The 11702-nt window shown below is 41.5% G+C and carries 15 protein-coding genes; 3 read left to right on the top strand and 12 right to left on the bottom strand.

Features of this window, described 5'->3' with window-relative positions:
- The first annotated feature begins 275 nt into the window (after nt 1-275).
- The gene (locus ACWF5P_RS08625) at nt 276-410 is read left to right on the top strand and encodes a YqzM family protein (RefSeq protein WP_081108861.1); all 135 of its coding nucleotides are present in this window, start codon (nt 276-278) and stop codon (nt 408-410) included.
- 76 nt (nt 411-486) lie between these two features.
- On the opposite strand, the gene ACWF5P_RS08620 is transcribed toward ACWF5P_RS08625, so the two are convergent.
- From ACWF5P_RS08620 to ACWF5P_RS08610, 3 genes are all read right to left on the bottom strand, one after another.
- Nucleotides 487-2793, bottom strand: coding sequence for a DNA internalization-related competence protein ComEC/Rec2 (locus tag ACWF5P_RS08620; RefSeq protein WP_452444803.1), 2307 nt, complete (start codon nt 2791-2793; stop codon nt 487-489).
- 18 nt (nt 2794-2811) lie between these two features.
- Nucleotides 2812-3372: a ComE operon protein 2 gene (locus ACWF5P_RS08615; protein ID WP_101223472.1), complete on the bottom strand. Its 561-nt coding sequence runs from the start codon at nt 3370-3372 to the stop codon at nt 2812-2814.
- A 78-nt stretch (nt 3373-3450) separates the two neighbouring features.
- Complete coding sequence (locus ACWF5P_RS08610; protein ID WP_452444802.1) at nt 3451-4086, bottom strand: helix-hairpin-helix domain-containing protein; 636 nt, start codon at nt 4084-4086, stop codon at nt 3451-3453.
- A 111-nt stretch (nt 4087-4197) separates the two neighbouring features.
- On the opposite strand from ACWF5P_RS08610, the gene comER reads away from it, so the two are divergent.
- Complete coding sequence (gene comER, locus ACWF5P_RS08605) at nt 4198-5028, top strand: late competence protein ComER (RefSeq protein ID WP_452444801.1); 831 nt, start codon at nt 4198-4200, stop codon at nt 5026-5028.
- A 104-nt stretch (nt 5029-5132) separates the two neighbouring features.
- On the opposite strand, the gene ACWF5P_RS08600 is transcribed toward comER, so the two are convergent.
- Genes ACWF5P_RS08600 through ACWF5P_RS08565 form a run of 8 tightly spaced genes read right to left on the bottom strand, consistent with a single transcriptional unit; the run spans nt 5133 to nt 10146 of the window.
- Complete coding sequence (locus ACWF5P_RS08600; RefSeq protein WP_452444800.1) at nt 5133-5876, bottom strand: class I SAM-dependent DNA methyltransferase; 744 nt, start codon at nt 5874-5876, stop codon at nt 5133-5135.
- On the bottom strand, nt 5873-6229 hold the full coding sequence (rsfS, locus tag ACWF5P_RS08595; protein ID WP_101222622.1) for a ribosome silencing factor: 357 nt from the start codon (nt 6227-6229) through the stop codon (nt 5873-5875). The genes ACWF5P_RS08600 and rsfS overlap by 4 nt, the downstream gene beginning before the upstream one ends.
- Nucleotides 6229-6801, bottom strand: a complete 573-nt coding sequence (gene yqeK / locus ACWF5P_RS08590; RefSeq protein ID WP_101222623.1) for a bis(5'-nucleosyl)-tetraphosphatase (symmetrical) YqeK — start codon at nt 6799-6801, stop codon at nt 6229-6231. The genes rsfS and yqeK overlap by 1 nt, the downstream gene beginning before the upstream one ends.
- Nucleotides 6791-7360: a nicotinate-nucleotide adenylyltransferase gene (locus ACWF5P_RS08585; protein WP_101222624.1), complete on the bottom strand. Its 570-nt coding sequence runs from the start codon at nt 7358-7360 to the stop codon at nt 6791-6793. Before ACWF5P_RS08585 ends, yqeK begins: the two co-directional genes overlap by 11 nt.
- An 11-nt stretch (nt 7361-7371) precedes the next feature.
- Nucleotides 7372-7662, bottom strand: coding sequence for a ribosome assembly RNA-binding protein YhbY (yhbY, locus tag ACWF5P_RS08580; RefSeq protein ID WP_230177040.1), 291 nt, complete (start codon nt 7660-7662; stop codon nt 7372-7374).
- Entirely contained in the window at nt 7656-8498 is an 843-nt protein-coding gene (gene aroE / locus ACWF5P_RS08575) for a shikimate dehydrogenase (RefSeq protein ID WP_350299527.1), read from the bottom strand. The genes yhbY and aroE overlap by 7 nt, the downstream gene beginning before the upstream one ends.
- A gap of 20 nt (nt 8499-8518) precedes the next feature.
- Complete coding sequence (gene yqeH / locus ACWF5P_RS08570; protein ID WP_397315176.1) at nt 8519-9628, bottom strand: ribosome biogenesis GTPase YqeH; 1110 nt, start codon at nt 9626-9628, stop codon at nt 8519-8521.
- Nucleotides 9625-10146, bottom strand: a complete 522-nt coding sequence (locus tag ACWF5P_RS08565; RefSeq protein WP_101222627.1) for a YqeG family HAD IIIA-type phosphatase — start codon at nt 10144-10146, stop codon at nt 9625-9627. The genes yqeH and ACWF5P_RS08565 overlap by 4 nt, the downstream gene beginning before the upstream one ends.
- A 465-nt stretch (nt 10147-10611) precedes the next feature.
- Here ACWF5P_RS08565 and ACWF5P_RS08560 point away from each other — a divergent pair, with 465 nt between their 5' ends.
- Nucleotides 10612-10752 carry a sporulation histidine kinase inhibitor Sda gene (locus ACWF5P_RS08560; RefSeq protein ID WP_034311351.1) on the top strand — a complete coding sequence of 47 codons (141 nt, stop codon included), beginning with the start codon at nt 10612-10614 and terminating at the stop codon, nt 10750-10752.
- Nucleotides 10753-10804: 52 nt separating this feature from the next.
- Here ACWF5P_RS08560 and ACWF5P_RS08555 read toward each other — a convergent pair whose 3' ends face one another.
- Complete coding sequence (locus ACWF5P_RS08555) at nt 10805-11590, bottom strand: phosphatidylserine decarboxylase (protein ID WP_101222628.1); 786 nt, start codon at nt 11588-11590, stop codon at nt 10805-10807.
- Nucleotides 11591-11702: the final 112 nt, after the last annotated feature.

Raw genomic sequence — 11702 nt, 5'->3', positions numbered from 1 at the left:
AAAGGGAACTAGCCCTATAAAAGGGCTAATTCCGGATCTATATGAACACTTTCAAGAAAGGCCCGGGTAATCTCCCTTGAAAGCGGGTAGAGTATTCATGTAGAACAAAAATTGAGCTTTTCTTTTTCGCTTGCTTTGTCTGTACTGTTATTTTGACCTCAAAATCCCAAACTATTTGTGACAACTCTTGTCAGTAAAGGAAATGAAGGAATGAAGCCTGTAGATTTTTTTTTGGTAATGTTTTATACTATTAGCAGAAATAGGAGGGGTAAACAATGAACGAATTCGAAAAGAATGTTCAATCAAAGACAGATGACGTCGCTGATTCCGCTATGGGATTCATCGGTTCTTTTGTATTTTTCGCTGCCATGTTCACCATAGCTGTCGTCATTAAAGCTGTCGGATCCTGATTTCATTTACTACATGCACTTATTTTTCCTGATGGAGGCTGCTGCTGCAGTCTCTTTCTTTTTGATTTTCTACATACTATGGGAGAGTCTTCCGAAAGGTTCCACTGCTTTTGTAATACTTGTAAATAATAGAACCATCCTCGTCGGTCCTGAACACCTTTATGCCATTTCTCTCCAGATTCCCAATTACGTCTCTATGAGGGTGACCGTAGCCATTATCTTTTCCAACTGAAATAAGCGCCGCTTTCGGCTGCAGCTGTTCAAGTAAGGGCGTGGAAGAAGAAGTTTTACTGCCATGGTGACCGACCTTCAAGATATCCGCCTGCAACTGCGGAAATGTTCTCAAAAGTTCACTTTCCCCTTCTTCTCCCATATCGCCAGTCAATAACCATGACAATCCCCCAAGCTCCGTGAATAGAACTATGGATGAATCATTCTTATTTTCTTCTTTCTCATATGGACTTAGCACAGCAAACGGCGCTCCTCCCGCCACCCAATGGTCCCCCCTTTTCAGGACAATCATTTTCATTTGTTTATCTCTTGCCACAGTCACAAAATCCATATCCCTGTATTGCTCTTCACTCCAGCCTCCAATTATGATCTCCCCAACTTTAAAATTTTCTATTAATTCTTTTGCACTTCCCATATGATCTGCGTCCGGATGAGTTAAAATCAGCTTGTCCAATTGGTGGATTCCCTTACTTTTCAATAATGGAATTATGATATCATCCGCGGTGTTGAACTTCTTTCGCTTTTTTGCCCACATGTCGATTGGAAATGTAATTTGCCCTCCTGTATCAATCAAATAGTTACCGCGATTGAAAGGCAGGATAATTAAAATGGAGTCACCTTGCCCAACGTCGATGATCTGCACTTCACCAAAAGGCGAGAACCTTTGTAAGTTATATTGCAAAAGTAAAAGGACAATTATTATTACGCACCATATTTTACTTTTTTCAAAGGATACTTCCCAAGTCAGGTATAATCCTAAAAGTGAAATAACAAGTAATAACATCATGATGAAAGGTGGTTTTCCAAACGGAATGGAGGCAAGCGGCAAATCCGATGCACCCTCCGCAGCTTTATTGCAGAGTATGAAGGTATAATTCAATAATGAGATGAGGGGTTGCCCCAAGGAAGGCAGTAATAGATGAATGAAGAGGGACATCAGTGAAAATGGCAGCAATATGATGGAATAAAGCGGAACATACAATACGTTCAGAAACACACCAAGAATGGATGCTTCATAAAAGTGAAAAAGCAAAATCGGAAGGGCTGCCAATTGGCAGATGGAACTGACGATGAATAGCTGCGTTGTTTTCTTCGGGTATTGCAAGAAAATGCTTGAAGACATGATAATGGAGAAAGTGACCGCGAATGAAAGCTGAAAACCTATATCATAGAGCATATTAGGCCGAAAAAACAAAAGTGCCATATAAGCTAATCCGATTGCGGCACCCGCCGAGATCCGCTTCTTGAATAGCAGAAGTAGAAAGAAAAGCATAGCCATTAAACAGGATCTCACCACTGATGGACTGGCACCTGAAAGTAACATGTAAACCGGAAGGAAGATTAAGATTGCCATCATCATTCTTTCCCGTGTAATCCCCACCCTGATGCCGAAGTAAAATAACAGCCCCGTTAAAAAACTGACATGAAGACCGGAAATAGCCAGTAAATGAACCAGACCGAGCCGCTGATAATTAGTAAGGTCGCCTTCATCTATATATGTCTGGTCTCCGAAAATTAGAGCAGTGACAAAACCGCTCGATTCTTCTGGAAAGTGTTCTCTAATATACGTAATCCCCTTTAGGCGCAAATTACGTATCGAAACAAGAATCGGATTTCCAACGACTTTACATTCCTGAAATGAAATGGAATCCGCTTTGAAAATCCAATGGGTGCCTTGACGCAAAAGATAACGCTGATAATCGAAACTGTTTTCATTTCTGTTTTTGTCGGGAATTTGCAATGTCCCTTCGGCCGGACATGATAAACCGATTCGCAGAAAACGACCCAGCTTTTCCTGTTCCAGTTCAGTGTTGATTTTATAACGAAGCACTAACCGTTCGCCTTTCTCACTGGAAACGAATCCTTTTAAAGAATTTCCATCTATATTCGGTTGATCCGTAAATGTAATGATAAATTGGCTTTCCGTTCCATTATAGGCAGTTTTGTTGCGGTGATCGGTGAAGGAGGCGGCCCCTAAAAACATCCCCATGATAACCAAATGAAAACTAAGGGCCTTCACACTTAATCCCACCAAAAAGTAAAGTAAACAGAGAAAAATAAGGATGATGATCAGCAGCCTTACATTAAAAAAAGAATGGGCCGTAACACCAAATGTGGCCGAAACGGCTAATAAGATAAGGTGTCGAGCCATGCCTGCCCCCCGTCCTATTTAATTTTCAAATATCTGATTGGCCTGCTTTTCCAGCTCCGATACAGCTTCTTTTCCCATGCCTGTTCGTTCAAGTTGAGCTAACAATGAGAATACAAAGTCCTTTTTTTGTTTTCCATTAACATCGATGGCCCCTTTTGCTTCAACCTTCTCGGTCTTGACACCAGCCTGTTTAAATAATTCCAGGGCATATGGATGATTTTTGTAATCTTCCGCATAATAAACAGCCTTGATGCCAGCTTGGATGAGTGATTTACAGCACTGAAGACACGGAAAATGCGTCACATATATTTCCGCCCCATCAGTAGGCACCCCAAATTTGGCACATTGTAAAAGTGCATTCATTTCTGCATGTATCGTTCTGACACAATGATTATCAATTACATAGCAGCCGTCATCAATACAATGCGTCCCTCCAGCAATGGACCCATTATATCCCCCCGCAATGATTCTGTTGTCCCTTACGATGGTCGCCCCTACAGTGAGGCGTGTACATGTGCTTCTTAAGGCTAATAAATGGCTTTGCGCCATGAAATATTGATCCCAACTAATTCTGTTCATGTTGTATCCCCTTACCACTAGAATGATTTTCTTCAATTTTACCCTCTTCCTGTCCATTTGTGTAGCATATTCAATCATTCATTTCACCGAAATGGAATCCCGTAACCTTTCAAACGTTTTATCGCCGATTCCCGTTACCTTCTTCAATTCATCGACCTCATTGAATTTCCCTACCGTTTCCCTGTATTCCAGGATCGCATTCGCTTTGGATGGTCCAATACCCGTCAAGGTTTCCAAATCTTCCTGTGTAGCTGTATTCAAGTTCACCAGTCCTCCTGACGCCCCCTTAGTGGCGGCATCACCAGACGACCCGACTTGTATATTCTCCAAGTCCCCCGTGACTTCTTCACCTATTTCCGGAACATAAATGACCATTTGGTCTTCGACGATTTGGGCAAAATTCACTTTATTTTTATCGGCCTTGTCCGTAAAGCTGCCTGCAGCAGAAATTAAATCAATCACCCGTTCACCTGCCTGTGCAGTAAAAATGCCTGGGGACTTGACCGCTCCTTTAACGTCCACTTTAATGATTACAGGTTCGGCAGCCGTTTCATTTTCACTTTGTTCGATTTCAGCTTCCTTTTCAGAAATGGAAAATATATCTTCCGTATCCGCCGGATCCGCCCCTTGTTGCAAAAAAAAGTAAATGCCCGCTGCAACAAATGCCACCGCAACGGTAATCTTGGTCATTTTCCTTTTTAAAATTTCATCCATTTTCTTTGCCTCCTTATTGGATTTCGCATGATACATTGTCATAGGACAGATTAAAAATACATAGTGTTTTTAGGAGAATCAATCGCTTTAAGTGAGAGGAGTTGATCGGAATTGAAGAAAATCGGTGTTATCGGAACCGGAAATATGGGTACCATTTTAATCGAGGCATGGCTGGAGGCAAAAATATTGAATCCGGCAGATCTAGTCATTACAAATCGCACGCTTTCCAAGGCATTGGTGCTGAAAGATAAACACCCTGGCATCAAGGTTGCGGAAACCGCAGCCGAAATCGCCCAACAAGCCGACTTTATCTTTCTCTGTGTAAAACCATTACAAATTAACAGCCTATTACAAGGCATCAAACATCATATAAAAAGGGATCAGCTGATCATTTCCATCACAAGCCCGCTTTCAGTCTCCCAGCTGGAATCGGCAGTGAATGCCCCCTGTGCCCGTTTTATACCGAGCATAACGAACCGTGTCGGTTCAGGGGTATCGTTACTGAGTTTCAGCAAGAGCTGCAGTAAGGAGAAAGTATCAGCTTTATATGATTTGGCCTCTGCCATATCGGCACCGGTCATCATTGAAAATGATATCACCCGGGTAGCTTCCGATATCGTCAGCTGCGGACCTGCCTTCTTCAGCTATTTAGCACAAGCTTTTATTGATGCGGCCTGCCAAACGACGAAGATAGATAAAGAAACGGCTACGACTTTGACTGAGAATATGCTGGTTGGCTTAGGGGAATTGCTTGGTAAAGGGGTTTATACATTGCCGACCTTGCAGGAAAAGGTTTGTGTAAAGGGTGGAATAACGGGTGAGGGGATCAAGGTTTTAGAAGCTGAAACAGGGGAAATGTTCCATCATCTTTTTCAAGCGACACACGAAAAGTTTGCAGAGGACCTTCACGAAGTTGAAAAGCAGTTCGGCCATCCTTATTAATATTCGTAATTTATATCTCAATTCCTTCTTAAAATAAAAAAAAGAAGAGGTCAGACCCCCGCTCGTACAGGATGATGTACGAACGGGGATTCTTGACCTCTTTATTATTTACTGGCTACAAACAAGATTCTTTCGGTTTCCGTTACAAGCGGTGCTTCTTCAAGATCCGCCAGAATTCCAGAAACCGTAAAACCTGCTTGCTCCAACCACTTTTTATATTGTTCAACCGGATAGGTCCGTTGATAATGCAACTCATCAAAACGGTCATACAGTCCGCTTTCATCGTCCCTTACGAAAAAACTTAAATCATGCTCAACACTGTATGGTTCTTCACCCGGGAAGCAGTCCCATATATAGGATACTTCTTCACCGTTGACAGCAAACGTATTATCGCTAAAGATTTCTTCCATTTTATAAATGGAATGGATATCAAACAAGAATAATCCGCCATCCTTCAAATGCTCATGAACCCGGCTGAACGTCTTGACTATATCCTCCTCATCGCGAAGGTAGTTCAGCGAATCACAAAAAATCGTGACACAATCAAATTGGCCAAGTCCCTCGAGTTCTGCCATATCCTGCTGGAAAAGCGGAATAGATAATCCAAGCTTAACCGCCTTTTCATTGGCAACAAGAAGCATTTCATCAGATAAATCCACGCCGGTGACTTCGAATCCGTGTTGCGCCAATTCAACGGTCATTTCCCCGGTTCCACACGCTAAATCCAGGACTTTCCTTCCACCAATTCCATACTGTTCCAGCTTCGCCGTAAGGATCATCAGCCATTTTTCATAAGGTGCGTCCTTCATCAATTCATCGTATACATAGGCAAAGCGTTCATAAGTCATGTAGTCAGTTCACTCTCTAGATCTTCAAAAGGTGCATCTCCCCATAAACGTTCAAGATTATAGTAGTTTCTTTCATCTTTATGGAAAATATGGGCCACTACATCGCCAAGATCCACAAGCACCCATTTCGCCTCGTCAAAACCTTCAAGACGTTTTACATTGATTCCTGATTCATCAGCTTTGCTCTTCATTTCACGAGCTATTGCTTGTACTTGTTTTTCAGAATTACCGTGGCAGATCAAAAAGTAATCCGCTACAAGGGAAATACCTTGCATGTTCAATGCCACGATATCCTCCGCTCTTTTATCATCCGCCGCTTTTGCTGCAATTACAAGAAGTTCACGTTCAGTCATTACATCTTCTCCTTCAAATTCATGATCAAGTCATTATATGTCTTAAATGTGTCAGGGTAAATTGCCTGATTTCTTTTCATTAAAAAAACAACTGTATTCCTTAACGCCTGGATGACAGCATGATCCAAATTTTGCTTTGCTGTCTGCCTGACTTCGTCGACACCTGGAAAAGAACGTCCCGGCTCAATATAGTCGGCAAGGTATACGACTTTATCCAAAAGGCTCATGCCAACCCTGCCAGACGTGTGATAGGCAATCGCATCCAAGATTTCAGCGTCCTGAATGCCAGCTTCCTTTTTCACCAGATAAGCCCCGACAGGAGCGTGCCATAGCTCCATATTGTATTCAAGTAACGCCGGGTCCATTTTTTCAGCGATTATAATTTGCTCCATTTCCTCTTTTGGACGGAATTTTGCATAATCATGGAAAATGGCTGCCAGTTCCGCTTTTTTGACGTCGGCACCATACCGTTCAGCAAGTTCAACCGCTGACTCGACCACACCCAAGGTATGAATGTACCTGCGCTCAGTGATTTGTTCTTTGACTAGTGCCAATGCTTCCTCACGATTCATATAAACCATTCCCTTTAATATACTTCACCACTGGATCTGCTATTAAATATTTCACGGTTTTCCCCGTTCTTAACTTCCTTCTTATCATGGAAGACGAAATGAACATCTGGGGGACTTTCACCATCGTGATTGGGTATACGGTCTTTTCATCATATCCAGGGCGCTTCACCCCGACGAAATTGACCATATGCACCAGCTCGTCGATACGGTGCCAATTCGGTAAGTACTCAATCATATCTGCGCCAATTATGAAATAGAACTCATTGGTTGGCTCAAGCTCTTTCAGCAATTTTATCGTGTCATACGTATAAGATGTGCCTTTTCTTTCTATTTCAATACCCTCAATATAAAAAGATGGGTTTCCGGCTATCGCGTTTTCCAACATAGCCAGCCTGTCCATATCGGTTACTTCCTCCGATTTTTCCTTATGTGGAGGAACGTGATTTGGCATGAACCTGATTTCATCTAGCTCAAGGGCATCAAGCACTTCATTCGCTATAATCAAATGCCCGATATGCGGAGGATTGAATGTACCGCCAAGAATTCCAATTTTTTTCATAGATAGGTTCCTTAAGGTAATTTAAGTTGTTTGTTTTCTTTTGATTCTTTATACAGCACAATTGTGTTGCCGATAATCTGAACCAATTCCGCCCGTGCACCCTTTGATAAAGAACGACCCACATCATCACGGTCCTCTTCACAGTTTTGCAGGATGCTGACCTTGATTAATTCACGTACTTCAAGCGCCTCACCAATTTGCTTGATGAGATTATCATTGACGCCGCCTTTACCAACTTGAAAAATTGGATTGAGGTGGTGGGCCTTTGATCGTAAAAATCTTTTCTGTTTACCTGTTAACATGTGTTACCTCCTAGTTTGTTCAAGACAATATCTGTCATTCTTGCTGTATCCGGCATAATGCCTGTCCATATCTCAAAAGCGAGCGCGGCCTGGTTGATGAACATCCCTAGCCCATTTTGTGTTTCCGCCCCTTTTTCCCCCGCTTCACGCAGCAGCTTGGTTTGCAGAGGATTATAAATGATATCACTGACAATGGCACCGGTTTTAAGCTGGTCGACCTTTAACGGTGAATGATCCAATTCAGGACTCATTCCAGAAGAAGTCGTTTGGATGATTAAATCATATTGTGATAAGCTTTCTTCCGCTTCGATAATCGAGAGTGCCTTCGATACTTTATCATATGGGCAATCAGAAACAAGCTGGGCCGCCCTTTCCTTTGTCCGGTTTGCAATATCAACTTGCTTTACCCCTTCTTTCACGAGGGTAAAATAAATCGCACGCGCAGCACCGCCCGCTCCGATCACTAACGTTTTTTTAGCCTTGATGTCACCTGATATTTCATCGCATAAAGATTTGAAAAATCCTTTTCCGTCTGTATTATACCCTATAAACCGACCATTTTTGTTAACAACCGTATTTACAGCCCCGATTGCAAGGGCCAGTTCATCCACTTCATCAAGGAAAGGGATGATTGAAGTCTTATGAGGAATCGTGATGTTAAACCCTTCTATACCAAGGGCCTTCATGCCTTTTACGGCATCGTTCAAACGCTCAGGTGTCACATGAAAATGATGATAAACCGCTTCTATATTTTCTTTTTCAAATGCATCATTATGAATGTCCGGTGACATCGAATGTGCAATTGGATCTCCCATTACCCCATATATCTTTTTCATAGACTAGACGACCCCTATATTTAGATTAATGATTTGCGAACGATCACATTGACGCCCTTTGGAACATGTGCAACGATTTTCGCTCCTGGCTCATTGACCGTCACCCAGCCAAGTCCAGAAAACACAATATCCATTTTACCATCTTTCAAGGAGAATTCATGTGGAATCAGCTTCGGAAACTCCTCGATTTGTTCAGGCCGCGGGGGCGTCAATAATTCCCCGGCATGGTTTTTATACAATTCATCGGCATTTTCCAGTTTCGTACGGTGAATATTCAATTCATTCGAAAGGTAGCAAGTCAGTGAACGCCTTCCGCCTGAGACATAGTCCAGTCGGGCCAACCCTCCGAAAAATAGCGTCTGTCCTTCATTCAGTTGGTAAACTCTCGGCTTGATTTCCTTTTTCGGCATGATCACCTTGAAGTCCCGTTTGTCCACATAGTGAGCCATTTGATGATGATTAATGATTCCTGGTGTATCGATCAATGCCTGTTCATCATCCAAAGGAATTTCGATCATATCCAAGGTAGTCCCAGGGAAGTGGGAAGTCGTGATGATATCGTCTTCACCGCTCAATTCTTTTATAAGGCGGTTGATGAAAGTGGATTTACCTACATTCGTACATCCCACCACATAGACATCTTTACCTTTGCGGTACCGCTCAATCGCATCAGCCGCTTCCAGTATGTGCTTTCCCTTTTCCGCACTGACAAGCAGGACATCAACCGGGTTAAGACCCAATTCCTTGGACGATTGCTTCATCCAATTGATCAACTTGTTCGTTTTTACGGATTTAGGCAATAAATCGACCTTATTTCCGATCAAAAGAACATCATTTCTTCCTACAAATCGATGAAGGCCAGGCAGCCAGCTTCCATTGAAATCAAAAATATCGACGATTTTGACGATTAAAGAGTCGGTTTCGCCTACTTTATTCAAGATTTTCAAGAAGTCATCGTCTGTTAAGGATACATCCTGAACTTCATTATAATGTTTCAATTTAAAGCAGCGCTGACAGACGATCGTTTCTTTTTCCAGGGCTGATTTAGGGGCATAGCCCAACTCTTTCGGATCTTCAGTCTGGACCTTCACACCGCAGCCGATGCACACTAATTCTTGATGATTGTTCAATTGTGATCCTCCCATTCTATCATTCCTTTTCGTTTAAAAAACGCCATGATCTTTCTTTCAAAATAACGATTGATCCTTGTTCTGAATTCGTCGGTTTGTGCTACAGGGAGCACTAAGATCGTATGAAACCCGCCTCTGTTCCCTCCCAATACATCCGTCAATAGCTGATCACCGATTACCACCGTTTCTTCCAATTTCAATCCCATTGACTTACGGGCTTTATTGAAAGCTCTTACCATCGGTTTTCTGGCCTGGAAGATAAACGGAATGTGAAGCGGATCGGAAAAAGCTCGAACTCGATTTTCATTATTATTGGACACGATCGTCACTAAAATCCCATGATCCCGCAAATTGTCGAACCATTTGATTAAATCGGGGGTGGCAGTTGGCCTGTCCCATTCAACGAGAGTATTATCCAAATCGGTAATGACTCCCTTAATCCCTCTTTTTTTCAATTCTTGAGGATCTATATTAAAAATGCTTTTAACATGTTCACTCGGCAAAAATAATTTAAGCATATTGACACCTCTATATTTTCATTAAAATTTACCGTTTCCATCATATCGAATTTTTAGCTCACTTTCAAAAAAAATTAGGAAAGAAGGGCTGACGGTAAAGAAACATCATAATGGATGTTTTCAGATATGGAAAGGCATTTTTTATTAAATAATGGGAAATTTGCTGGCAGACCATAACCAAAGAACTAATTATTCATAAAAGATTTCGACAAAAATTTCATTTGTTCAACCTGTGGATAACTTTACTAACATTTTCCATACTGATGTGCACCATTTCGTTCACCTTGTAAACAACTTAACCACAGGTTATCCACTTTCAACTGTGGATAACAGAACGATTGTTCTCCACGTTTATTTCTGATACAGTAGGGGTACATCAAGGAAGACTTATCAATATATGCAAGTAAATACCAAATTATTCCTCGCAATCCCAACTGGAGGTGAGCAGCCGTATATGGCGTTCTGATGCAAAAACTATCTGATGACCTGTTGCTTGAATCCTATTTTAAAGCACAGAATTTAAAGTTGAGTACCGATTTCATCCGCCTCATAGAAACGGAAATTCATCGAAGATCCCTAACGCATAAAATCCGATCAATATTTTAATATGGAATACATAGGCTGACATCAATTGTCAGCCTCTTATTTTCAATTGAAGTTAGACGGCCCTCATGAAACCGATCGTTTCACCTACACGGACATCTGCTGGTATGGATATGTTTCCTTCAAGTTCAAAATTTCCTTTTTCAAAAAGAAGCACCACTGTTGAACCAAAGCTGAAATAAGAAAATTCCTGCCCTTTTTCCAATTCCTGAGATTCATCAGTAATGACGATCGAATTTATGAACATGGCACCGACTTTCACCATCGCCAAACTTCCCGCTTCATTTTGCAATTCAGTTACTGTCCGATAATTTTTTGATAAAGGCTCTTTTCCATATTTCATCCCCCATTTATTAACGGGGTACGATTTCCTTCCAAGGGTCCAGCGTTTGACTACAGAACCCTTGATTGGCGAATGGATCCTATGGTAATGACTCGGGCTTAAGTATAACACGAGATATTTGCCGCCTAAGTACTTTTCCAACCGAAGTTCATCCCCGAGCATTTCCTCCATTGAATATATCTTTCCCTTAACGACGATCTTTTTATCAGCCCGTATCTCCCCTGAATCCTCAAGAACACCGTCAACAGGACAAGCCACCGCGGAAGGAACTGCCGTAATTGGCCTGGCGTCCGCCTTTAACTGCCTTGTAAATAGTTCGTGCAGATTGGTATAAGCTTTTAACTCCTTACCAAATTCTTGTTGATTAAGGTTAAATGTTTTTACATAAAGTAAAATTAAGGGCCTGCTCCAACGAGATTGGCTAAAATGCTTTAATAATCCTGATGAATACTGACCATTCGTCAGTTCAATAAGAATGCGATATAAAGACTGAAACAAATAAAACCACTCCAAATTGTAAAATTATTCTAAAATTCCCTTGCATAAATTGTGTTAAGTAAAATATTATTATATAATAAATACTTATGTTTACTATATTTTGTTTTAATTT

Source organism: Peribacillus sp. NPDC055009 (assembly GCF_053608705.1).
Note: the sequence above shows the minus strand (reverse complement) of the source record. Positions and strands in the feature narration are given on the sequence as shown.